13 protein-coding genes are annotated in these 23,859 nt (G+C 61.7%); 5 read left to right on the forward strand and 8 right to left on the reverse strand.

The window, feature by feature from the left end:
* Positions 1–75: 75 nt before the first annotated feature.
* A complete protein-coding gene (locus tag BSY17_RS02100) occupies positions 76–1,203 on the reverse strand; it encodes a glycoside hydrolase family 43 protein (RefSeq protein ID WP_037478342.1) in 1,128 nt (375 codons plus the stop codon).
* A gap of 150 nt (positions 1,204–1,353) precedes the next feature.
* Here BSY17_RS02100 and BSY17_RS02105 point away from each other — a divergent pair, with 150 nt between their 5' ends.
* Positions 1,354–3,873 (forward strand): glycoside hydrolase family 9 protein, encoded by a 2,520-nt coding sequence (locus tag BSY17_RS02105; protein WP_069064145.1) that lies wholly within the window; start codon positions 1,354–1,356, stop codon positions 3,871–3,873.
* A 20-nt stretch (positions 3,874–3,893) separates the two neighbouring features.
* On the opposite strand, the gene BSY17_RS02110 is transcribed toward BSY17_RS02105, so the two are convergent.
* The gene (locus BSY17_RS02110) at positions 3,894–5,438 is read right to left on the reverse strand and encodes a tryptophan halogenase family protein (RefSeq protein ID WP_069064146.1); all 1,545 of its coding nucleotides are present in this window, start codon (positions 5,436–5,438) and stop codon (positions 3,894–3,896) included.
* Between the two features lie 64 nt (positions 5,439–5,502).
* Positions 5,503–8,403: a TonB-dependent receptor gene (locus tag BSY17_RS02115; RefSeq protein WP_069064147.1), complete on the reverse strand. Its 2,901-nt coding sequence runs from the start codon at positions 8,401–8,403 to the stop codon at positions 5,503–5,505.
* 281 nt (positions 8,404–8,684) lie between these two features.
* Here BSY17_RS02115 and BSY17_RS02120 point away from each other — a divergent pair, with 281 nt between their 5' ends.
* The 4 genes from BSY17_RS02120 to BSY17_RS02135 all read left to right on the forward strand — a co-directional run bounded on the left by BSY17_RS02120 (position 8,685) and on the right by BSY17_RS02135 (position 13,602).
* On the forward strand, positions 8,685–9,368 hold the full coding sequence (locus BSY17_RS02120) for a SapC family protein (protein ID WP_069064148.1): 684 nt from the start codon (positions 8,685–8,687) through the stop codon (positions 9,366–9,368).
* A gap of 3 nt (positions 9,369–9,371) precedes the next feature.
* Complete coding sequence (locus tag BSY17_RS02125) at positions 9,372–10,391, forward strand: cupin-like domain-containing protein (protein ID WP_069064149.1); 1,020 nt, start codon at positions 9,372–9,374, stop codon at positions 10,389–10,391.
* Between the two features lie 22 nt (positions 10,392–10,413).
* A complete protein-coding gene (locus BSY17_RS02130) occupies positions 10,414–11,487 on the forward strand; it encodes an alpha/beta hydrolase (RefSeq protein WP_237236103.1) in 1,074 nt (357 codons plus the stop codon).
* A gap of 216 nt (positions 11,488–11,703) precedes the next feature.
* Entirely contained in the window at positions 11,704–13,602 is a 1,899-nt protein-coding gene (locus tag BSY17_RS02135) for a sialate O-acetylesterase (protein ID WP_237236235.1), read from the forward strand.
* A 55-nt stretch (positions 13,603–13,657) separates the two neighbouring features.
* Here the strand turns inward: BSY17_RS02135 and BSY17_RS02140 are convergent, their stop codons facing one another.
* From BSY17_RS02140 to BSY17_RS02160, 5 genes are all read right to left on the reverse strand, one after another.
* On the reverse strand, positions 13,658–15,571 hold the full coding sequence (locus BSY17_RS02140) for an NPCBM/NEW2 domain-containing protein (protein ID WP_069064151.1): 1,914 nt from the start codon (positions 15,569–15,571) through the stop codon (positions 13,658–13,660).
* Positions 15,571–17,910, reverse strand: coding sequence for a glycoside hydrolase family 95 protein (locus BSY17_RS02145; RefSeq protein ID WP_069064152.1), 2,340 nt, complete (start codon positions 17,908–17,910; stop codon positions 15,571–15,573). Before BSY17_RS02145 ends, BSY17_RS02140 begins: the two co-directional genes overlap by 1 nt.
* The gene (locus BSY17_RS02150; protein ID WP_069064153.1) at positions 17,907–19,481 is read right to left on the reverse strand and encodes a glycoside hydrolase family 43 protein; all 1,575 of its coding nucleotides are present in this window, start codon (positions 19,479–19,481) and stop codon (positions 17,907–17,909) included. Before BSY17_RS02150 ends, BSY17_RS02145 begins: the two co-directional genes overlap by 4 nt.
* A gap of 12 nt (positions 19,482–19,493) precedes the next feature.
* Positions 19,494–21,161: a glycoside hydrolase family 43 protein gene (locus BSY17_RS02155; protein ID WP_237236106.1), complete on the reverse strand. Its 1,668-nt coding sequence runs from the start codon at positions 21,159–21,161 to the stop codon at positions 19,494–19,496.
* Between the two features lie 268 nt (positions 21,162–21,429).
* Positions 21,430–23,850 (reverse strand): glycoside hydrolase family 3 protein, encoded by a 2,421-nt coding sequence (locus BSY17_RS02160; protein ID WP_237236107.1) that lies wholly within the window; start codon positions 23,848–23,850, stop codon positions 21,430–21,432.
* Between the last annotated feature and the right edge of the window lie 9 nt (positions 23,851–23,859).

Consider the following 23,859-nt stretch of genomic DNA (forward strand, 5'->3'; position numbering starts at 1 on the left):
TGCGTGGCCCTTGGGCATTGTCGTCGCTGCACAAGCAGCGGCCGGGGAAGCCAATGGCTTCCCCGGCCGTAGTAATCACTGGGCAGCGCTCTTCTTCGCTGCACCGCTTAGGAGCGGGTTGATCGTGCGGATGCTGCCATCGTCATTATGATGCAGTTCGGTAACCTTGACGTTGCGCAGACGGGTTTGCCCCGACAACTGTGTGTCGGCATAGAAAAGCCACCAGCGGCCATCCCATTCGGCGATTGAATGATGGGTGGTCCAGCCTTCCACCGGTTCAAGGATGCGGCCCTTATAGGTGAAGGGACCATAGGGCGAGTCGCCTACGGCATAGACCAGATAATGGGTGTCGCCGGTCGAATAGCTGAAATAATATTTGCCGTTAAATTTGTGCATCCACGATGCTTCGAAGAAACGGCGATCATGGTCGCCGCCCAGCAGAGGCTTGCCCTGTTCATCGACGATCTGCAACGGTCGGGGCGTTTCGGCGAATTCCAGCATGTCGCCGGTCATCTTGGCCACGCGGGGAAGTAGTGCCGGTTTGTCATCCTGCTCCAGGTCGGTCTTCGACCCGTTCGGATCATATTTGCCGTTGGCATAGCGCTGCAACTGGCCGCCCCAGATGCCGCCGAAATACATATAGCTTGCGCCATCATCATCGGTGAAGACGGCGGGATCGATCGAATAGCTACCCTTGATCGGCTGTGGTTGCGCCTTGAACGGCCCCATCGGATCCTTCGACGTTGCAACGCCGATGCGGAACACGCCTTCCTTGTCCTTGGCCGGGAAGTAGAGATAATAAATGCCATTCTTGCGCGCGGCGTCGGGTGCCCACATCTGGCGATCCGCCCACGGCACATCCTTGACGTCCAACGCCACTGGCCCGACCGTTACCGGCCCGCCGATCTTGTCCATCGACAGCACGCGATAGTCGCGCATCTCGAAATGGCTGCCAAGATCATCCTCGGCGGTTGGTCCGTCGATATCGTGGCTGGGGTAAACATAGATTTTGCCATCCCAGACATGGGCGGACGGGTCGGCGGTATAGATGTCCTTGACCAGCGGCTGGGACAGATATTTCGAAGCGTCTGCGGCATTGGCGGCTGGCTCCTGCGCATTGTCCGCGCTCTGCTGGCACCCGGCCGTCAAAAGGGCCATCGCCAAGGGCAGGGTTCCGAGCAATATCCGTCGCGTCCGGGGCATCAGTCTCTCCTTCATATTTCGATGATTAATAGCGCTATCATAAGCGCATGGCAATCAGCCTATTGGATATTGTGCCCATCTATAATCGCTGCGATATAAGGCGTGAGAATTGCGGCCCGGATGATGGTAGCGCAATCAAGGGAGAGAGACATGAAGCGTTTACGAGCCTCCTGCGTCGGGATTGCGCTGCTGCTGAGCAGCACGGCGGCAATAGCACAGACGCCGAGCGAACCCGCCCTGCAGTTAAACGAAAAGGGCTATTTCGAAGGCCCTGCGGTCAATGTTCTGGCCTTTTCCAACTGGTATGACGGCCTGTTTGCGGATGCAAAGATCAGCGGTATCGAAATCATCCAGCAGGGTATGCGCAGCGCGACCAATGGCGACGTGCGCTTGTCGGCGACACCCGGACAATGGGATGCGATCGGTGCGCTGGTGGGTCGCAAGGTGGATGCCAAGGCCGGGGTCGTGGAAACGACGCTGCGTTATGTCGCCCATGACTGGCAATATGTCATTCGCGCCGAGCGGCGCGGGGGTACGGTCGAACTGAGCATCATTCTCGACAAGCCCGTGCCGCAGGCCTTGGCGGGCAAGGCCGGGTTCAACCTGGAATTACTGCCGTCGGCCTATTTCCACCATGCCTATATGGCGGACGAGCGAACCGGCACCTTCCCGATCTATCCGGCAAGCGCCATGGAGATGAGAGCGGAGCGCAATGCGGCCAGCGGGCGGAGCGAAGGGCCGGGTGCCGAACCCCTGCCGATGGCCAGCGGTCGCCGCTTCGTCCTGGCACCGGAAGACCCCGCGCGCCGGATCAGCGTGAGCAGCGATCAGCCGATCGCGCTCTATGATGGGCGCAATCAGGCGCAAAATGGCTGGTTCGTGTTGCGATCGATTCTGCCTGCAAACAAGACCGGTACGGTGCTGCAGTGGACGGTGAAGCCGCAGGCCGACCCCGATTGGCTGCGGACGCCCGTTATCGCACATTCGCAGCTCGGCTATGCGCCCGATGGTCCCAAGATCGCCACGGTCGAACTGGACCGTAATGACAAGCGGCGGCCACCGCTCAAATTGCTGCGCCTGGACGCCAACGGCGCGGCGGTGCCGGTGGCGACCGGGCCGGTGAAACCCTGGGGCGACTATCTGCGCTATCATTATCTGCAACTCGATTTCAGCGCCGTTAAGCAACCGGGGCTCTACATGCTTGAATATGGCGATGTCCGCACCGCGCCATTTCGCATCGCGCAGGATGTCTATGCCGATGCCTGGCACCCGACCAACGATGTCTATTTCCCCGTTGCGATGGACCATATGTCGGTCAACGAAGCCTATCGCAGCTGGCACGGCGATTCCCATCGCGACGATGCGCGTCAGGCACCGCTGAACCATGAGCATATCGATCTGTACCGGCAGGGACCGACGACCGATACGCGCTTCAAGCCGGGCGAGCATATTCCGGGCCTTAATGTCGGCGGCTGGTATGATGCCGGCGATTTCGATATCCGCACCCAGTCCCAATATCAGGTGGTGCGCTCGCTTGCCGATGCGGCGGAGCGCTATCGGCTGGATCGGGATACGGTAAGCGTCGATCAGGCGCGGCGGCATGTCGAAATGCATGTTCCCGACGGAAAGCCCGATATGGTGCAACAGGTGGCGCATGGCACCCTGCAATTGCTCGCCCAATTTGACGCTGTCGGCCATGCCATTCATGGCATCGTGGAGCCCGATGTCGCCCAATATACGCATTTGGGCGATGCGGTGAACAAGACGGATGGGCTGCGCTATGACCCGGCGTTGAAGCCGGGCGAGGTTCGCAATGGGCGGAGTGGAACGCCGGACGATCGCTGGGCCTTCACCAGTAAATCATCGGCGCTCAACTATGGATCGATCGCCGGGCTGGCGGCCGCTGTGCGGGTGTTGCGCGGGCAGGATGATGCGCTAGCGCAGCGCGCGTTGGAAACTGCCGAGCGGGTCTGGCAGCAGGAACAGGGGCAGGCGCCCGATTTGTTCAGCCATGGCAACACCACGGGCGGGCCGCTTGATGCGGAGATGTTCGCGGCGGCGGTGGAACTGCTGCGCACAACCCGCAAGCCAGTCTATGCCGCCAAGGTGCAGGCGCTCTGGCCCGCCATCGAAAAGGGTTTTGGCTTCAACGCGCAGACGGCTGTCGCGGCGATTCCTTACATGCCCGCTTCCTATCGCACCGGGATGATCCCGGCGGTGCGCCGTTGGCAGGCGCAGAGCGTGGAGATGGCACGCGCCAACCCCTTCGCCGTCCCGATTACCACTGGCGGATGGGCGGGGTCAGGGACCGTCCTTGGCTATGCGCTGACGGCCGAGGCTTTGCATCGGGCCTTCCCTGATATTGTCGGGCCGGACGCGCTATTTCATGGCATGGCGTTCCTGACCGGCCACCATCCCGCGTCGGACATATCCTTCGTGTCGGGTGTCGGCACGATGTCGAAGGAAGTCGCCTATGGCAATAACCGGGCGGACTTTTCCTTCATCGCAGGCGGCGTCGTGCCGGGCATATTGGTGATCAAGCCGGACTTCCCCGAAAATCACGAGGATTGGCCCTATTTCTGGGGCCAGAATGAATATGTCATTCCTGAAGGCGCAGCGTGGATCGAACTGGCCAATGCGGCCAACCATCTGAGCAAGGGGACGCAGTAAGCGGTAACGGTTGCCGCCGGTCAGACCGGCGGCAGTCCGTGCGCGACGATCTTGTTGATCAGATCCCGGTGGCGGGGTAGCCCGGCGCATAATTTGTCGGTCAGCGCGGCGTTTTCACGGCGGGCGCGATCGGCCAGGCGATGATCCCGGCTGAGCGAGGCGGGATCGACTTCGGTATGATAGCCCATGCCGTACAGGACATATTGATAGCTGGCGGCCGGGAAGACCTCCTCCACGCGGTCGAACTCGTCATGGAACCAGGGGGACTGGTAGCGCCAGAGCAGCAGCAATTCCTTCAAGCGATCCGGTATGGTTTCATCGCGCACATTGTCGCGCCAGAAATCGCTGTCGGTGCGCTTTGTCAGCACATAATGGAGCTTGAGGAAGTCGATGATGCGGCCCCAGCGATAGTGGGTCGTCGCGTTGAAGCGCGAGGAGATGATGTCCATCACCTCGCGACAGGCGGGCATTTGTTCGGCAATGATCTTGGCCGACAATTCGATCAGCACGATCGCGGAGGCTTCGAGCGGTTCGAGGAAACCGGCGGCCAGGCCCACGGCCACGCAATTGCCTTTCCAGAAGGTTTCGCGATGGCCCGAACGGATCTTGATCTTGCGGGCATTCAGCCCATCGGCCGCCGGGCCGATATAGGCGCGCAGTTCGCGTTCGGCCTCTTCGTCGGAAATATGGCTGCTGGAAAAGACATGGCCGACGCCGCGGCGCGTCTGGATGCCGATGTCCCAGATCCAGCCTGATGTCTGCGCCGTCGAGATGGTGTGGGATGCCATAGGGCTATCCGGCCGCTCATAGGGCACTTGCATCGCCAATGCCGTATCGCAGAACAGGACGTCGTTGCAGTCCTTGAACGGCACCTTCATCGCGCCTTCGATCAGCAGCGCCTTGAAGCCGGTGCAATCGACGAACAGGTCGCCTTCGATCTCGCCTGCCTGAGCGGTCTGTATGGCGCGGATGTCGCCATTCTCGTGCATCAGCACCTGTTGGACATCCGCCAGTACATGGTGCACGCCCAGCGTTTCGCAGCAATGGCGTTGGATGAAAGGCGCGAATTTACCCGCGTCCAGATGATAGGCATAGTTGGCGAGGGCGTCATATTCGGCCGTCGCAATTGTTTTGGGGGCCAGGCCGTCGTCGCAGATGCGGCCCTGCGCGCTGACGCTGTCGCAAAAACTTTCGCCCTGATTGCTTGCCAGCCAATGCGGGGCAAGGTTCACCTGCCCGAAATTCTGCGGGAGCATGAGCGGATGATAATAGCCATCATCGACCGCGCCGGTGGTCCAGCCATCAAAGCGTGCGCCTTGTTTGAAAGCGGCGTCGCATTCGCGGAAGAAATCGGATTCCGACACGCCCATGCGCGATAGGGTGGTGCGGAGCGTCGGCCATGTTCCCTCTCCCACGCCGATGATCGGGGTGTTGGGGGATTCGACCAGAGTGACGCTGAAACCCTGGCCAATGCGGGTGCGATGGCGGGCCGCGATGATGCCAGCGGTCAACCAGCCGGCTGTCCCGCCGCCGACGATCACGATGTTGCGGACAGGATGAACCATAAGAGAGAAGTCACCATTAAAAAGGAGGGGATGTCAATCGACATCCCCTCCAGGGCGAGAACCGTTAGAAGCGGTAGCGTGCGCCCGCCGTGAAACGGCGGCCATACGCGTACACATCAAGCAACTGGTTGGAGAAGCGGCCATGGGTGCTGACCGTTTCGTTGGTGATGTTGAGCGCTTCGCCGAACAGGCTGAACCGTTCGGTCAGCTGGTAGCTGGTGCTCAAATCGATCTGCAGGCTGGAATTGACGAAGGTCGGTTCCGCGCCAAAGGCCGAGTTGTTCTGGGCCTGACCAAAGACCTGCAGATATTTGTCGCGCCAGTTGACGGCGGTACGGAACTGGAAGCCTTCCTTGTCATAGAAGGCGACAAGGTTGGCCGAGTTGGCAAGCCCGGTCACGGCAAAGCCGCTCTGCGACAAATTGGTTTCGTCATAGGGCTTGTTGGTTTCGACGAAGGTGGCGTTGGCGTTGAAGCCGAAGCCGCTGTCGCCGAAAACATGCTGCCATGCCAGTTCGACGCCTTTGATTGTGGCCGACGGTCCATTGACCCGCTGCGACACGGTAAAGACCGCAGGCGCACCAGTGGTCGGATCAACGACGCCGTTGATCGTCTGCCGCTGGGTACCTGCAACCACGAAGTTCGTCACATCCTTGAGGAAGAAATTGACGGAGGCGTAGGAATTGCGCTGGTAATACCATTCCATCGCGAGGTCGAAGTTATCGGCCAGATAGGGCTTCAGGTTGGGGTTGCCGCCCGTTGCCGTCAGGGCGCCGACGCGCTGGCCGACGCCGACGTTAAGAACCGGCGTAAGCGTGTTGAGTGCTGGGCGTGTCAGCGTGCGCGAAGCGTCGAAACGCAGGTGCAGGCTGTCGGTCAGTTCCAGCTTCATGTCGAGGCTCGGCAGGAAGTAGGAATAACTGCTCTTCGTGGAGATAGGCTGAGATTCACCGAAGCCTACCGTGAGCAACGTTGGATCAGCTGTGCTGCCTGTGATCGAGGTTGGCAATCGCCCAATGCCAGCCGATACGAGCTTCGTGATTTCTTCTCGCGCGCCTGCATTGAAGTAGAAGGGCATACCCGCGACATCGGCTTCGAAATTTACCCGAACATAGGCCGACCAGGTCTTCTCGCGCACATTCTGAACGCTGCCTGGGTCTAACAACAGATCAAACATACCGCGATAATTGAGCAGGCCGTTGTTAGGGTCGGTCGGGGGAGGATAGTTAAAGCCCGGCACATTCTGCGCATATGGATTGCCGAGGCCTTCCAGAATACGCTGATATTCCTTAGCGTCATATTTCAGCAAGCCGGGTGGCAGGACGCCGGAGAATCCAGGGATGAAGTTATTGGTACCGATCACGCCCTGGATCAGGCTGGCGGGCATCAGGACACCACTGCCTTGGCCCGACGGACCGCCGTAGCCAGCATAAGCCTGCCAGAAGTTATTGGTGAAGGTGCTGCTATTCTGGAGCGTGAATTCATCCTCCATGTAGCGGCCACCGAACTTGATGGTCAGATTATCCTGTTCCCAGGTTGCGCCGAGGCGGAATTGCTTGATCTCGTCGCTGTTGACCTGCTGCTGCCGCACGGTGACGTGCGAGCCGATAATGGTCTGGTCCAGCCAACGCGAGGCATCGCCATTGGGACCATAGGCCGTCAGTTCCGGGAAAGCCTTGCTGCTGTTACCGGACACGCGAATGCCGTTTGCGGTGCCCAGCGCGCCACCATATCCGATATCGCCATTTTCGCTGCTGATTTCACCATCCGGGTTCTGACGGCTCTTCGAATAACTGGCATCCGCCTCGATCTTGAGGTTGGACGTGGCGTCCCACACCATGTTCAAACCGATTTGGTTGGTTTCCAACACGCGAGTATCCGTGCCAGCGGTGAAATCGGTTGGCGATCCCTGCTGCACGAAATCGATCGTGGTGCCGTTTTCGTCCTGCTGCACATTACGCATTGAGTCCTGGTTGAACCAGACGCCGAAACCGGAAATGTCAGTGACAATCTTCTGTCGCGAATAATTGTCGTCCAGCGTCAGGACGATGTCGTCGGACGGTGCCCATTGCAGGGCGATGCGGCCGTCGATACGCTCATCCTTGGTATACCGCTGATCGGCGCCATATTGCTGGCCGTACCAGCCGACAACTGTCTTACTGGCAGGAGTAGGATTGCAAACCGTCGCAGTGCTACCTGCCAACTGACAAGGATCGTACAGGCCGCCCTGCCAACCGGATACATAGACGCGGTTCACCTGCGTATCGCGACGGGTGTAGATGCCGTCGATCAGGATGCCGAGCGTGTCATCGGCAAAGGTCTTGCTGAACAGGGCGCCGACGGTAGGCACCACCTTGCCTGCATCGTCCTGGATCGAGCCAGCGGCGCTGAACGCGACGCGCGTGCCGGGGCTATCGAACGGCTTGGGGTAGGAGATGTTGACGGTCGCACCGATCGAGCTGCTCGACAGCGATACATCGGGCGTCTTCAGCACGGCGAGCTGGCCGACGAAATCGGCGCCGACCGAGGAGAAGTCGACCGAACGGCCACCGGTCGCGGTGGAGATGCGGCGACCATCGATCAGCGTTTCGTTGAAGTCGCCGCCAAAGCCGCGCACGGTGATGCCATCGGGCTCGCCGCGCGAACCGGACCGGTTGATCGATACGCCCGGAAGGCGCTGCAGCGATGCGGCGACGTTGGAATCCGGGAACTTGCCGATATCTTCTGCTGAAATGACGTCGACGACGCCTGCCGAATTGCGCTTGATGTCTAGGTTACGCTGCAGCGATCCACGGATGCCGGTGACGACAATGTCCGCTTCGCTGGCAGGGTTCGTGATGGTGGCCTGTTCGGCCACTTGAGCAACGGCCGGAAAGGCGATTGCCAGGGCCAGGCCGCTGGCTGTCGCCGCCAGGCTCTTGCGGCTGCGCTTCGCCAAACGAGCGCGATCGAAATCTATCTTCATGATCCTCCCCTTACTCCCACTTCTTCTCGCCCGAACGTCGCGACACTATTGTCACGCACGATCACAGTTTCAGACTTTGGGGGGAGGGGCCGTCGCACGAACGGATTTGATCCTCACCCAAGCCTTTTCTTTTCTAGGCGTAAATGGTAGCGCTATCGAAACGGGCAATCAAGCGAAATTGTATGTGTAAATATCGCCCCGTGTGATTAGGCTGTCGGAGACGAAAAATGCGTCCAGACAGGGCGGCGGCAGCGTGAAAATGTGCCGCAGGAGGAGAGGGTATGGAATCGCTTCAGTTGCTCAATAATGTGGCGCATGCCGGTTTGCGGATGCGGGCACCGGACCATGGGTCTGGTCCGTTCGTGCGAATCGTCGTTGGTGAAATCCTGGCCGCTGCCGCTGCCTGCCCGATTCTTTTTTCCAAACATGCCGAGACGGGCCGATTCTATCTGGGGGCGCTGACCGGGTTGAAGCCGGGCGAACATCTGGTGGATTCGCCCGATGATCGTCCCGCCTTTCGGGCGCTGGAGGCGGATCGCGAAGGCTTCTTCACGGCCGAGGAGAATATCGCCTTCGACCCGGACCATCCCCGCTTTGCCTCCGGCGATGGCGACCCGTTGTTCGATGCGGAAGGGAAGCCCACCCTTCCATTGCGCGTCGTCCAACAGGCGCTAAGCCGCCTGGTTGCGGGGACGGAGGCGACCGAAGCCCTCATCACCGCCTTGCTTGCGCACCGGCTGATCGAGCCGATCGACATCGTGCTCAGCTTCGATGATGGGGAGACGGTGCGGCTGGATGGGCTCTATACGGTGAGCCTCGATAATCTCGATGATCTGGACGATGCGGCCGTCATGAGGCTGTTTCGATCCGGTCATCTGCGCCTTGCCTACGCCATCGCCGGATCGTTGCAGCATATCAGCCTGATGGCGCGTCGGCGGAACGACAGGCTTGGACGGTTCGGCTGACCGATGGCCAGTGCCGCTGTCCCAATCACGGAACGAACCGCCGCGGAGATCGGGGGCGTCGAAGGTTTGCGACATTTGGCGCAGGCGTGTCGCCCCATTGTGATTCGGGGAGTCTGTAGCGACTGGCCTGCGATGCAGATGGGCACGCAAAGCGATGACGCCGTGCTTGCCTATCTGGCGCGATTCGACAGCGGATCGACAGCGGAATATTTCGCTGGCCCGCCAAATTTATGTGGGCGCTATCATTATGGCGATGGGCCTGGCGGCTTCAACTTTGCCAGGGAAACCATCGCCGTTCGGCAAGCGATCGCGCGGATCGCCGCCAATGCGCAGGATGCGGGCGAGACCGGCTATCTGGGTTCGCTGCCGACCGATCATCATTTCCCCGGCTTTGCCGAGGCGAATCCATGCGCGTTGTTGCCGCCGAACGTCCGCCCCCGGATATGGCTGGGCAATGCCTCGACCGTTGCCTGCCATTATGACACCTATGATAATCTGGCCTGCGCAGTAGCCGGGCGACGACGCTTCACCCTCTATCCGCCCGATGCGATCGGCGATCTCTATGTCGGGCCGATCGACCATACATTGTCGGGCCAGCCGATATCGCTGGCGGCTGGAACTGCAGGCGACAATCCGAAATATCCCCGTTTTGGGGCCGCGCGGGCGAGGGCCGTGGTAGTGGACCTGGCCCCCGGAGACGCGCTCTACCTCCCCAAATTATGGTGGCACCAGGTCGAGGCGCTCGATCCCGTCAACATCCTCGTCAATTATTGGTGGGATGGTTTTAGTGCGGGGCCGGATGCGCCGTACACTGCCATGCTGCTCGCCATGATCGCCATTGCCGAACGGCCAGCGGCCGAGCGGGACGCCTGGCGCGCCTATTTCGACCATTATGTCTTTCGCCCCGACGGCCATCCTTTGGCCCATATGCCGGACGCGCAGCATGGGGTGTTGGGGCCGCTCGGCCAAGGGAATTATGGGCGGATCCGTGCCCTGGTGATGCGCCTGTTGCGCGGACAATGACGACGAAAATGGAGGGGTTGGCATGACGTTCAAGACAGGAATGATGGTCGTTGCGGCGCTGGCGATGGCCGGGGCATCGACGCCTGCCTTGGCGCAGGTTGCGACGGGTGCGCCGCCAGTTGTCGCCGGGGCAAAGCCGGTGACGATCGAGCGGATCAAGGTGCATGCCCCGACAATCGAGGGCAATTTGGAAGGCGAAGCGGCCGACCGCGATGTGCTGGTGATCCTGCCGCCCAGCTATGGTCGCGAACCATCACGGCGTTATCCGGTCGTGTATGCGCTGCACGGCTATTCGATCGGCGCGGAGCAATGGGCGAAGGAAATCCACATTCCCCGGACCGTGGAAGGCGCCTTTGCCAAAGGGGCGCAGGAGATGATCCTGGTGCTGCCCGATTCCAAGACGGTCCATAATGGGTCGATGTATTCCAGTTCGGTGACGACCGGCGATTTCGAGAGTTTCGTGGCGCGCGATCTGGTCCGTTATATCGACGGCCATTATCGGACGATCGCGCAGCGCGAAAGCCGGGGGCTGGCCGGGCATAGCATGGGCGGCTACGGGACCAGCCGCATCGGCATGAAACATGCCGATATGTTCGGTGCGCTTTATATGATGAGCCCCTGCTGCCTGTCGCCGCGCGATCCGGCACAGATCGATCCGGCCGTGTTCAAACAGCTCGAATCGGTCAAGTCGCCCGCCGATTCGGCTGGGCTATCCTTCATGCTGCGTGCGCAATTGGCGACGGCTGCCGCCTGGTCGCCCAACCCGCAAAAGCCGCCCCTCTATCTGGACATGCCGGTCAAGGACGGGGTGGTGCAACCCGATGTCGTGGCCAAATGGGCAGCGAATGCGCCGCTGGCGTTCGTCGATCAATATATCGGCAATCTCCGCCGCTATCGCGCGATCGCCATCGATGTCGGCGACAAGGATGGATTGAAGGCCGATGCGCAGACGCTGCATGACGTGCTTGATCGCTATGGCATTCCCAACAGTTTCGAAATCTATGAGGGCGATCATACCAACCGGGTGGCTTGGCGTTTTCAGGATAAGCTGCTGCCCTTCTTCAGCGCGCATCTCGCCTTTCAGCGCGCGCGATAAGGGGGCGGGTCAGACCTCCAGGTTGTCAAACGAATGAAAATGACGGCACCAAAAGGTAGCGTTAACATTAATGGCCTGATCGGCGCTTCTAAGCGGCGCTGTTCGGACATTCTGCAAGCGCGGAACGGCATAATTTGCATAGCGGGAGGATCACATATGAAGCGCTCAAATCGGTATATCACGGCCGTAGCTATGGGATTCCTCCCGGTGACGGCTATGCCTGCGGCTGCAGCACCTGCGTTCGACGCGCTATCTGGTGACCATTCGGTTATCCAGCGCGATCGTCCGGCCCTGATCCGTGGGAGGGCTGATCCGGGCGAGATGATCACGATAACATTGGGCGCGGCGACCCAGGTCGTGACGGCGGATGCGCAGGGGCGGTTCCAAGCGGGGTTTGCCGCGCTTACCAAGGCTGGACCGATCGCATTGTCGGCGCGCAGCGACAAGGGGCAGGTGACGGCGCGGGACGTGGTCGTGGGCGACGTCTTCCTATGTTCAGGCCAATCGAACATGGAATTGGAAGTGCGCAATGCGCAGGATGCCATGGGGCAGATCCGCAACTCGACCGACGGTCAACTTCGCCTGATGACGGTTCCGCGCGATGCGGCCGACCAGCCGCGGTGGGACTTGAGCAGTGCAGCGTCGTGGAAGACGGCCAGCCCGGAAAGCGTGCCCGATTTTTCCGCTGCCTGCTATTATATGGCGCGAGACCTGCGCAAGACGGCGGGCGTTCCGATCGGCGCCATCTCCAGCAGTTGGGGCGGATCGCAGATCAGCCCCTGGATGGGGGAAGTGGCCCAGGCCGCGATCGGTCGCGCCGATCGCTCCGCCATGGTGAAGTTGCACGCCAGCGATCCCATCGGAGCCGAACGGGCGGCGAGCGCCGAATGGGAAGGTTGGTGGCGCGCAGCCACCGGCGATGCTGTCGGCCAAGAGCCTTGGCAGCCCGGCAGTACCCTTGGCTGGGCAGATGTGCCGAAATTGGGGCCATGGGAAGAATGGGGCGTCAGTGCTCTCTCCGAATTCAACGGCATGGTCTGGTTCCGGCGGGAAATCATTTTGACGGCTGCGCAGGCAGCCGAGGCGGCGACCCTGTCCTTGGGCACCATGGATGATGTCGGCCGGGTCTGGATCAATGGCAGTCCCGTGGGGATGAGCGCCAAGGCATGGCAGCCCACCAGCCTGACCGTGCCACCGGGTCTGTTGAAGGCGGGTCGCAATGTCCTGATCATCAATGTGATGGATAATTATGCCAATGGTGGGCTGCTGGGACCGGCGAGCGACATGGCCTTGCGGTTTGCCGATGGGGGCGATGTGCCGTTGGGCGACAAGTGGCGCTATGCCGTGGCAGCCAAATCGCCCCCCGGCGCGCCGCGTGTGCCATGGGCTGATGTGACCGGCGCGGGCACGCTCTTTAATGGCATGATCGCGCCGCTGGGTGCGATCGGCTTGAAGGGTGTTGCCTGGTATCAGGGCGAGTCCGATGTCGATCTGCCTGGCTATGCCGATCGGCTGGCGGCAATGATGGCCGAATGGCGCGACCAATTTCGCGCGCCCGACCTGCCCTTCGTCATCGTGCAGCTCGCCGCCTATGGCAAGCCGACGACGAAACCGTCGGAGAGCGGCTGGGCACGGATGCGCGATACGCAATATCGGGCCGTGGCAGCGGACCCCCATGCGGCGTTGGCCACGGCGATCGATCTGGGCGATCCGTTCGATATTCATCCCGGAGAGAAGCAGGAATTGGGTCGCCGCCTCGCGCGGTCGATGCGGGCGGTTGCCTATGGCGAACGGCATTCCGCTAGCGGTCCGCAGGCGGCAAAGGCCATTGCTACGCCGGACGGCGGGGCCATGATCGAATTTTTAGGGCTAACGGGCGCCCTTCAGACGCGTAGCGCCGCGCAGGCGATCGGCTTTGAGCTGTGCGGGCAAGCGGCGGATAGCTGTCGCTATGTCGGCGGCGAGGTGGAAGGATTGCGCATCCATCTTGCAGGTGATGGTCAGCCAGCCGTGCGGGTGCGATATGGCTGGGCGGATTCGCCGGTCATCAACCTCTATGACGAGGCCCCTCTACCGGTCGGTTCGTTCGAGCTGCCGATAGGTACAGGTCGTTAGGGAATGAGGCTATGTTGGGCGGGCGGATTACTACACCGCCCACCCATCATGGCGATCAGCGTAGCAGGGCCGCGTCACCCCAACTGACGGGCAGCATTTCGCCCGGAACCCCGTCATCGGCTTGCGCGACCATCTCGATGAGGGCGACGCCTTTTACATCGACGGCAATCGGCGTTGGCGTTTCGCCGCGGCGAACTACCGGCGTGCGCGTCAGCAGCTTGCCGTCGCCATAGACAGCGAAGCGGACGCCATGGCGCGAGTCCGCTGCACTGTCATCCACCCCAACCATGGCAGTCAGGCGGCCATAGCCCTTGTTCCGAATTTCTAGTCGTGAATTCGCAAGCACGCCGATGCCAGACGCATAGGCTTTGCCCGCCATGGTGAGCGGCTGGTTATAGGGTGTCGCATCGGGCTGTGCGCCGCCCCAGCCTGCATAGATGGGGCGTTCGCCCAGCCCGCGCGTGCTGCGCCAGCCGGGAATGGAGCGGAAGATCGTGGGATCAGGCGCAGGGGCGGTAACCCCGTCGACGGCCGGGTTGATATTGCCAGGTTGCTCCGACAGATAAAGGCCATCTGCCAAGGCCCGATCGCCTTTTGCGATGAAGACAAGCGTCTGTCGTGGCGCAACCTTCAAGGCTTGCTCTCCGGTGAAGCGGCTCTGTTCGCCCGTCCAAAGGTCGGTCAAAGCCACGGCCTTGTCGTCGCGGAATTTGAGATGACCGGCCGTCAGCATGGCATCGACCGGCGCGAGGCCCCGGTTGAACAGCGCGACCGCCTTGTCGCCATTGGCCAATGTCTTGACCAATATCTGCAGTGAATCGCTGTCGAAGGCGACAATGGCCTGATGACCAGCGGGATCCTGATTGATGGCGATCAGGTTAGCATTGCCGAAAATATCCATCAAGGATTGCGGCGTCTTGCGCAGGTCCGCGCCGATCAGCAGCGGCGCGTTCATCATCGCCCAGAGCGCAAAATGCGATCGCGCTTCGGTCAGATGCTCGGCGTCGAAATCGCCCTGACCGATGAACAGCATGTCGGGATCATTCCACGACCCCGGATGGGCATAGAGCGCCCGGCGTACCGCGCTGTCATAGTTCGTCAGCATCCGCGCCCAATGGGGCGTGATATCGTCGCTGGTGCGGGAGCTATTGCCATAATCCTTGCCCCAGGCGCGCACATTGGCGCTACCCCACACGCAGAGCGAGAGCAGATAGTCATTGTCCGGGTTATGACGGGTAAGCGACTGGTTGATCTGGCTGAACAGTCCCTGCACCGCGGGAACATCCGAGCGGGTGACCGACGCCTGGTCGATCAGGGGCGCGAACATGCGATATTTACCGGATTTCACCGGTGCGCTGCCATCGCCAAAGGCGCGGATGCCGCATCCGTCCACTTTGATGAGATCGAAACCCCAATCGGCGAAGAAGAGCCGAATATCCTGATCGATATGGCCATAGAGTCCGACCTCGCGTTCAGCGATCGATCCTTCGGGCAATTGGGCTTCGCCAGTCGAATAGGCCTGCGAACAGCTGTTGCGGCCAAGGTCCGAATAGATGCCCGCCTTGAACCCCATGGCATGGAGCTTGTCGGTCAGGGGACGGAAAGACGGGTCGCCCTTGCCCGCGCGCAGGGACGATGGGAATTTCTCCGAACGGATCAGCAATTTGCCGTCATTCGTCCGGCGCTTGAGCCACCAACCGTCGTCGATATTGATATATTGATAGCCCTTCTTGGCGAGGCCGCTGTCGATGATCCGCTGCGCCGATCCGAGCAGCTTTTCCTCATCGATCTCGGTGAAAAAGGCGTTCCAGCTGTTCCACCCCATGGGCGGCAGGGCGGCACTGCCGCCTTGATAGGCACTCCACCGGCCCGTTGGCGCGAGCGGATCGGCCGTCTGGGCTGACAGGCTGGTGCTGCTGGCCAAGGCGACAAGGCCAAGCAGCAAGCCCCGGACGTAAACCTTCGTCATCAGGCAAAATCTCCATCTTCAAGCATGAGGGCGCGTCCGGCCTTGAGCGATACCGTCGCACGACGACCACCGACCCTTATGGTCCTTTGGCCGTCCATGTCGGGGTGCAGCGTGACGCGCGTGAGCCGCCCATCGCGCCAGGCGAGATCGACGCCGCACCGTCCGCGCGCGCGCAGTCCGGTGACACGTCCTTCCGGCCATGCGCTTGGCAAAGCGGGCAGCAGGTCGATGACGTCGTCACGGCTATGGAGCAGCATTTCGACGATCCCGGCCGTTCCGCCGAAATTACCGTCGATCTGAAAGGGCGGGTGGGCGTCGAACATATTGGGATAGCTGTGATCGGGGCCGAGCAGGTAGCCCAATATGCGATGGGCATGATCGCCATCGCGCAACCGCGCCCATAGGGTGATACGCCATGCCGTTGCCCAGCCGGTCGCCCGATCGCCCCGAATTTCCAGCGTCCGGCGCGCCGCGGCGGCCAATTCTGGTGTATCCTCAACGCTGATCTGGTGCGAGGGATAAAGCCCATAGAGATGAGAGACATGGCGATGATCCTGTTCGGGCGCATCGACGTCCCAATCCTCCCGCCATTCCTGCAACTGTCCTTGTCGGCCAACCTGATAAGGCGCAAGGCGCGATCGGGCCGCCTCCAGTTCCTCCACGAAGCTAGCATCCACATTCAGAATTTGCGCGGCCGCGATCGTCTGACTGAACAGGTCGCGCAGGATCGCCATGTCCATGGTCGGCCCGGCGCAGAGGGTGCCGCCATGACCATGCGGATTTTCCGGGCTCATCGACGGGTTGGTGACGAGGTAGCCGGTCTTTGGTTCTGGCTGCAACGTATCGAGGAAGAAGCGGGCGGCTCCGGCCATCAGCGGATAGATGGAGGTCAGGAATGCGCGATCCCGGCCATAATCATAATGATCCCACAAATGGGTGCAGAGCCATGCGCCGCCGGTCGGCCATAGCCCGAACTGCGCACCGTCGATGGGGGCGCTGGCACGCCACAGGTCGGTATTATGATGCGCGACCCAGCCGCGGGCGCCATACATGGTCGCTGCCGTGCGCGCGCCGGTGACGGCGAGGTCGCGGACCATATCGACCAGCGGTGTGACGCACTCACCCAGATGCGTGGTCTCGGCGGGCCAATAATTCATCTCGGTATTGACGTTGATCGTATATTTCGACCCCCAGGGCGGGTTGAGGCTGTCGTTCCACAGACCTTGCAGATTGGCAGGCTGGCCGCCCGGCCGTGAGGAAGAGATCAGCAGGTAGCGACCATATTGGAAATAGAGCGCTGCAAGCGCCGGGTCGTCCTGGGTCGGCGACGCGGCAATGCGCTTGTCGGTCGGCAGGTCTGCGGCGGCCGATCGGCCAAGGTCGATCGACACGCGGCGAAAGAGCCGCCGATGCGCGTCGGTCGCGTCCGCCGCGACCCGCGCAAAGGAACGGCCACGCAGGCGATCCAGCGTGGCCTGGGTCGCAGCTACGGGATCGCCGCTGACATCGTCGAACCGGCGATAGCTGGTCGCCATGGCGATCGTCAGCGTGACCGCATCGGCGCCGCGCACCAGCAATCTGCCGCCTGCACCTGGCTCGATCCGCCCGCCCTCTGCCGAAGCGAACAGGCGGGCGGCGAACTGCAAGCCGCCGTTAATGCCGGCGGCATCGCCATTGCGGCCGGTCATCAACAGGCTTGCCGATCCGTCGGCCTCGACCGCGACGATCTTGTGCGGGGACGCCAGGCCGATATCGACGTTGAGCTGTCCTTCGCCCGATGCCGTCACACGCATTGCGATGACCTGATCGTCTGCCGACGCAATCACCTGGCGCTTATGATCGATGCCATCGGCGGTGAATCGGGTAGTTGTCATGGCGCTGTCCAGATCCAGGCTGCGCCGATAGTTAGACGTCTGCCCCAGGCCAGGGAAATCCAGCATGAGATCGCAAAAGGCCTGATAGGGCATTTGCGTGGATGGTGTGGCGAGGACGGCGTCGTTCGCCAGGGCTTCGGCCTCGGCAATCTTGCCTTCGAAGATCAACGCGCGGACTTTGGATAGCGCGGCCCGCGCCGCAGGGTTGACCGGGTCATAGGGCTGGCCCGCCCATAGGGTGGACTCGTTGAGTTGCAATCGTTCCTGGCGGATGCCACCAAAGACCATCGCGCCCATTCGCCCGTTGCCGACAGGCAGTGCCTCCGTCCACACCGATGCGGGCTGTTCATACCAGAGCATAAGAGGTGAGGGCGGGCGAGAGGCTGCCCCACGCGCGTGCACGGATGAGAGGGCGGCGGTGCCCGCTGCTATCGCCGCAACGCTCTCGCGACGGCTGAATTTCATGGCCTTGCTTCCTCCACCGCTTCGGGCAAGGGCGACAGGGTGAAGCTGTCGATATCGATATAGCCGCCGTCCGGCCGCGCATTATAGCAGGAAAGGGCGAATTGCTGCCCCTGGAACGTGCCGGTGCGCCAATCGAATTTCAGCGGGAAATGATCGCCTACGCCAGTCCATTTTCGTCCGTCGCGGCTGTAGGCGACGCGGCCTTCGTCACGGACGAAGTCCATGTCGGTGCGCAGCCAGAGCGTCTGGCCCGACACGGGCACGGATGCGACACGGGTTTCGGTGCGGGGGCCATCCTCCGTGGAATCGGTCACCATCATGGTCAGGGCGCGGCGGTCCTTGTCGCCGCCGACGATCGACAATTGCGCGCTGATCTTGCCGAAGGTGCCAACGCCGCAGACATCGCCTGGGCGCAATCCGCGCATGTCCACTTTGACGATAGCGCGGCTGCGAGGCCCCTGACCCTTTTGCGTCAGCGTGTTGCTTGCCGTCCACAGCCGGTCGGCCTGAGTTGCGTGAAGCCGCAGGAAGCCGGGCCGTTCGCGCAAAGACCAGCGGCGGTCATCGGGATTATGGTTCCATTGCCATTGCAGGCCCAATGTCGATGCGGAAAAATCATCCGATGCGGGCGGTTCGGCAAAGGGGTGGCCCATGATCGGCTTGGGCGCGCGGTCGGGTACGCGGCCCGGTGCGTCGGGCGTGCCCCATATCGGCCAATCGTCCTGCCAATATACCGGGCTGATATTGGTCATCCGGCCGATCGATCCGGCATCGACCATGACAAAACCAGCCCAATCGCCGTTGGCCAGATCGACCAATGCGCCCTGATGGCCGCCGCTGGTGTCGTCAATCTGCGGACGGGTCTCCCACGGCCCCTGCAAGCTGCGCGCCCGCGAGACGCTCAGCGCCAGTTTGGAAGGGAGCGCGTTGAAAAGATAATACCAGCCCGCGCGCTTGATGATCTTCGATCCTTCCGCGCCTTTGTTATAATGGACGACCTTGGACGCGGTAATCTTGGTGACGTCCTCGTTCATCGTCAGCAATGTCACGGTGCCGTCCGTCCCGATTGACGTCATCAGATAGGCTTGGCCATCATCCTCGAAGAACAGCGCCGGGTCGAAAGCGTGGCGATCGAGTTCGGTATAGGTCCAGGGGCCGGTCGGGCTGTTCGCGCGATAGATGCGCGTGTTGAGCCCGATCGGACTGACGGCCACATAGAAAGTGCCTTTGTGATGGCGCATGCTGGCCGCAAAGAAGCCCCGGCGATAATCGCCGCCATCGCTCAGATCATAGCGCGGGTTGCCCTCCAGCCGGTCCATGAGATGACCGGCAATCTGCCAGTTCACCAGATCCTTCGAATGAAGAATGGTCATGCCCGGCGCATTGGCGAAGGTCGTGGTGATGAAATAGAAATCCTCGCCGACGCGAATGATGTCGGGATCGGGATAGTCGGCGAAGAGGACTGGATTGCGATAGGTACCATCGCCCTGATCCGCGCGCCAGACTTGCGCGGGCAGGATGGTGGCGGCCAACGACAACCCCAGCAGGGCGATGGATGACTTGATGGTCATGAGACGCCCTTTTCAAGATGCAGGGGTGTAGCGATAGGGGCCGACGACTGTCCCAACGAACCCCCCTGCTTTGCGCGTGCTCAGTAGCGTCGCGTCCAGATCGGATTTGAGCGTCGCCCGTTTTCCGTCCACTTCATAGTCGAACGCCATCTTGCCACCTTCGGCGCGGATGGTGAGCGTTACCGGGCCGGTGGCGGTCAGCGGTGCGGAGGCGACCAGCATATTAGTATCGGCATTGTCGCGGGACGTCAGCGCGATCATCTTTTTACCGCCAACCTGGGTAACGCCGAACACTATATGGCTGCGGTCGCTCTGGATTGCGGCCAGCCCCGCGGTGTCGCCATCCTTTTCCGGGGTAAAGCGAAGGGTCGTGGACATAGTGGCGACGGCATGCTGCTGCCGCCGTCCGACGAAGGCCGGAACTCCGTTCAGATCGCCAAGCGGCGTGCCACTGTCCAGTTCCAGCGCGCCTTTGGTCACGCGATAGAAGGGCTGACGGGGCGTGCGGATGCCGATCCACTGCATCGCCAGACGATCGCCGTCGAAATCATCGGTGTAGGTGAAGTTACCGCTCATCGGCAGCGCAGGGCTAGGCTGAGCAGGCAGGTCAGGCACCTTGCCGACATGGGGTATCTTTTTGCCACGGGGCAGAATGATCGGCCAGCCATCTTTCCATGTTACGGGCAGCAGGAAGGTTTCACGCCCGATATTGTAGAAGTCGCCCTCATAGGGGCGCACCGCCAGGAAGGTCGCCCACCAGTCCCCCTTTTGCGTCTGGATCAACTTGGCGTGCCCGGCGGACCCAATCGGATCGGGTCGGTTGGGGTCCATATTCCGCTGGGTAAGAATGGGATTATCCGCATAGGGGAGATAGGGGCCGCGCAGTTTCTTTGATCGCAGCACGACCTGGGAATGATTGACGCTGGTGCCGCCCTCGGCTGCAGTCAGATAATAATAGCCATCCTTGCGGAAAATATGCGGCCCTTCGATCCAGACTGGCTTCTTGCTGATGTCGACGCCGCCATTCACGAGCTGGGTGCTGGGGCCAACCATCTTGCCAGCGCGCCAGTCATATTCCTGAATCCAGATGGCGCGATGCCCGTCATAGCGGGGCGGTTCATCGGGCGCGCGATTGTTGACGATATAGGCCTTGTCGCCCTCCCAATAGATTGACGGGTCGATCCCTTCGAAGGGCAGCCAGATGGGGTCGGACCACGGACCGGCCGGATCAGTGGCCGTGATGACGAAGTTGTTGCGGCAAGCGACGCAGGTGTTGACGATGTAGAAGACGCCATCATGCCAACTGATGTCTGGCGCAAAGACGGCTTCCGACGTGCGGCGGCCCGTAAAATCGAGCTGGCTCGGCCGGTCGATCGCATTGCCGATCTGGACCCAGTTCACCAGATCCTTTGACTTGAAGATCGGCAGGCCGGGGAAATGGGCGAAGGAGGAATTGACGAGATAATAGTCGTCGCCCACGCGGGTAATGGTCGGATCGGGATAATAGCCCGACAATATGGGATTGATATATTCGCCTGGTCCGGCCTTCACCTGCTCGATCGACTGGCCGTCATAGGTGAAGCGCTCGAAGCGTGCTGGCTCGGCCTGCGCCGCCGCGCTGGATAGCGCCAATGCGGCAAATGGCAGCAGCCGACCCATCATTCCCAGGCCAATATGCATCAATCCCTCTCCTCATTCTATCCGACGCGGCATGACGGAGTGGACGCCTTGAAACGTCTCACGCCACCGCTTCGCTACGTGATAGCGCTAACATATGTCGTTGTCGACCCGCTTGCGCGAGCCGGTTTGACCCGGCGAGCCGACCGCAGACGCGGGGTTTTCGCGTGCCCAACGTTAAATATCAAAAAAATGGCCCGCCTCCTGGTGAAGAAGCGGGCCATGTCGCGATGCCGTTTGCGGCTTCAGCGTCTCGCGGCGATTCGCAGCCTCAGGGGAGGGATGGGGGACAGGGAATAGGCGTGCCGATGCCCTCGATCCGCACATTGCGCAGGCTGACCGTCATCGGCGCATCCGCTCCCATGCGGAACGGCGTTCCGATCGCCTTGAAATCGGCACCCTTGTCCTTGAAACATTGGAGCGGAATCTGGATGCTGCTTTCCTGGCCCAGCGGCGCTGCCGCCGCCAGTGCGCTGACATCCAGCCGCGCATTGCCCATCGCGATCGAGACGGGGCCGGTACCACGGGCATCCATCCGCCAGTCGATGCGCAGGGCAAAGCCGCCATTGAGTTGCCGCAACATGTCAACGGCCGGGCCGTCAATGGCGATATCGCCCTTGCCGCTCCACTTGAACTTGCGCGCATCTTCCTGCGCGGCGATATCGACGGCGCGCATGGACACGCTGCTGTCGAGACCCAGCCGCCATGGATCGAGTACCCGCCCGGTGCGCAGGAACAAGCTGTCGCTGACCGCTGGCCCCTGTTCGACGCGGGGGTCTTCATTCACCGGGCCTTGGGCATGGGGATGGGCGTAATCCAGGCCATAGCCGACCGGGAAAAGGGGCGCAGTGACAGGAGAGCGGGCGTCCGCTGGCCAGGCAAAGGGCAGCCGACCGGTAAAGTCACGTGGCGGTTTGCCGTCCTTGCCCGCCACCAGCACATCAGCAACGCCTTGGCCCTGGGATCCGGGGAGCCAGCCGGCCACGAAAGCATCGGCTAGATTGAACGCTGGGCCGACGAACAAGGGGCGGCCCGACAGGAAAAGCGCGACGGTCGGAATGCCCTGCGCCTTCAATTTGGCGAGCAGTTCGCGTTCGCCATCCTGACCATGGAAGATGAGGTTCGACACGTCACCCTGAAATTCGGCATAGGGCTGTTCGCCGAAGACGACGATCGCGACGTCCGGCTTGTCGGCAAAATCGCCGGTGGGTGCCAGTTGCCCACTGCCGCCCGCCTGCTTGACGGCATCGATGATGGCACGGCCGATCGTGCTTCCTTTGGGGAAATCCGCAGCGCTCGTGTCCGTGCCCTGCCAAGTGATGGTCCAGCCGCCGGCCTGCATCGCCATATTGTCGGCGCCGGGGCCGGTGACCAGCACCTTCGCGCCTGGACGGATGGGGAGCAATGAGCCTTCATTTTTGAGGAGAACGAGCGACTTGGCGACAGCTTCGCGGGCGATCGCCAGATGCGCATCGGCCCCGACCAGTGCCGGGTCACCGCGCGCGATCCGGTTCGGCCCCATCAGGCCAAGCTTATATTTGACCCGCAAATTGCGCCGTACGGCGTCGTCCAGTCGCGCCATCGGGATGGTGCCGTTGCGCACATCGCGCAGCGTGGCATCGAACAATCCCTTCCAGCTATCGGGAGCCATGAACAGGTCCAGCCCCGCATTGATCGAGGCTGCGCAATCCGTGACGGTGCAGCCGGGGATCTGTCCATGACCGTTCCAGTCGCCGACGATCAGCCCTTCAAACCCCATCCGCTTTTTTAGGACATCGGTCAGCAGCGTCGGATTGCCGTGGTTCTTCGCGCCGTTCCAACTGGAAAAGCTGGCCATGACGGTGAGCGCGCCTGCGTCGATGGCGGCGGGATAGCCCTGCGCATGGATGCGGATCAACTCTGCTTCGGGCAGTCGGGCATCGCCCTGATCCTTGCCATTTTCGGTCCCGCCGTCGGCCAGAAAATGCTTGGCGGTTGCCGCGACCTGGACCGAACCGAGCGGCTTGCCGGGCAGCAGGTCGCCCTGTAGACCCTCCACCATCGCCTTGGAATAGGCTTTCACCAGCGCCGGGTCGGCGGCATAGCCTTCATAACTGCGGCCCCAGCGCAGATCCTGCGGCACCGCCAATGTCGGGGCAAAGGTCCATTCTATCCCGGACCCGGCAATTTCCGCTGCGGTGGCAACGCCGATGCGCTGGATCAGTTCGGGGTCATGCGCGGCACCAAGGCCGATATTGTGCGGAAAGATGGTCGCGCCCGGCAGGTTGGAATGACCGTGAACAGCATCGACGCCGAACAGGATGGGGACACCAGCCCCCGCTTTTTCGGACGCGGCGCGATAGTCGCTGACCAGCTTGATCCAGGTCGCGGCGTCGGCGCGCTCATTGCCGAATGGGCCGGAGTTGCCGCCTGCCAGGATCGATCCCAGGGGATAACGGGCAAGCTCGGCCGGAGTGATCGCGCTGATGTCGGCCTGGATCGTCTGTCCGACCTTCTGCTCCACCGTCATGCGCGCGATCAGGCGGTCGATGGCCGCTTCGGTCTGGCGATCGGTAATGGCGGCCGGGCTGTGGGCCGCGGGCCAGACTGACGGGTCTGCCTTCGCTTCCGGTGGCACAACGACGGGATCGGCGGATGTCCGCGGTTGCCCCGACGCCTGCACAGTGCCGCCAATGGCCAGCGCCATGATCATGATTCCCGC

It is taken from the genome of Sphingobium sp. RAC03 (genome assembly GCF_001713415.1).
Classification (GTDB): Bacteria; Pseudomonadota; Alphaproteobacteria; order Sphingomonadales; family Sphingomonadaceae; genus Sphingobium.

Bases quoted from the DNA above. Each gene is read 5' to 3' on its own strand.
- BSY17_RS02115 (WP_069064147.1), bottom strand. From the start codon at position 8,403: ATGAAGATAGATTTCGATCGCGCTCGTTTGGCGAAGCGCAGCCGCAAG.
- BSY17_RS02130 (WP_237236103.1), top strand. From the start codon at position 10,414: ATGACGTTCAAGACAGGAATGATGGTCGTTGCGGCGCTGGCGATGGCC.
- BSY17_RS02125 (WP_069064149.1), top strand. From the start codon at position 9,372: ATGGCCAGTGCCGCTGTCCCAATCACGGAACGAACCGCCGCGGAGATC.
- BSY17_RS02145 (WP_069064152.1), bottom strand. From the start codon at position 17,910: ATGAAATTCAGCCGTCGCGAGAGCGTTGCGGCGATAGCAGCGGGCACC.
- BSY17_RS02135 (WP_237236235.1), top strand. From the start codon at position 11,704: ATGCCTGCGGCTGCAGCACCTGCGTTCGACGCGCTATCTGGTGACCAT.
- BSY17_RS02110 (WP_069064146.1), bottom strand. From the start codon at position 5,438: ATGGTTCATCCTGTCCGCAACATCGTGATCGTCGGCGGCGGGACAGCC.
- BSY17_RS02120 (WP_069064148.1), top strand. From the start codon at position 8,685: ATGGAATCGCTTCAGTTGCTCAATAATGTGGCGCATGCCGGTTTGCGG.
- BSY17_RS02105 (WP_069064145.1), top strand. From the start codon at position 1,354: ATGAAGCGTTTACGAGCCTCCTGCGTCGGGATTGCGCTGCTGCTGAGC.
- BSY17_RS02150 (WP_069064153.1), bottom strand. From the start codon at position 19,481: ATGACCATCAAGTCATCCATCGCCCTGCTGGGGTTGTCGTTGGCCGCC.
- BSY17_RS02140 (WP_069064151.1), bottom strand. From the start codon at position 15,571: ATGACGAAGGTTTACGTCCGGGGCTTGCTGCTTGGCCTTGTCGCCTTG.
- BSY17_RS02100 (WP_037478342.1), bottom strand. From the start codon at position 1,203: ATGCCCCGGACGCGACGGATATTGCTCGGAACCCTGCCCTTGGCGATG.
- BSY17_RS02160 (WP_237236107.1), bottom strand. From the start codon at position 23,850: ATGATCATGGCGCTGGCCATTGGCGGCACTGTGCAGGCGTCGGGGCAA.
- BSY17_RS02155 (WP_237236106.1), bottom strand. From the start codon at position 21,161: ATGCATATTGGCCTGGGAATGATGGGTCGGCTGCTGCCATTTGCCGCA.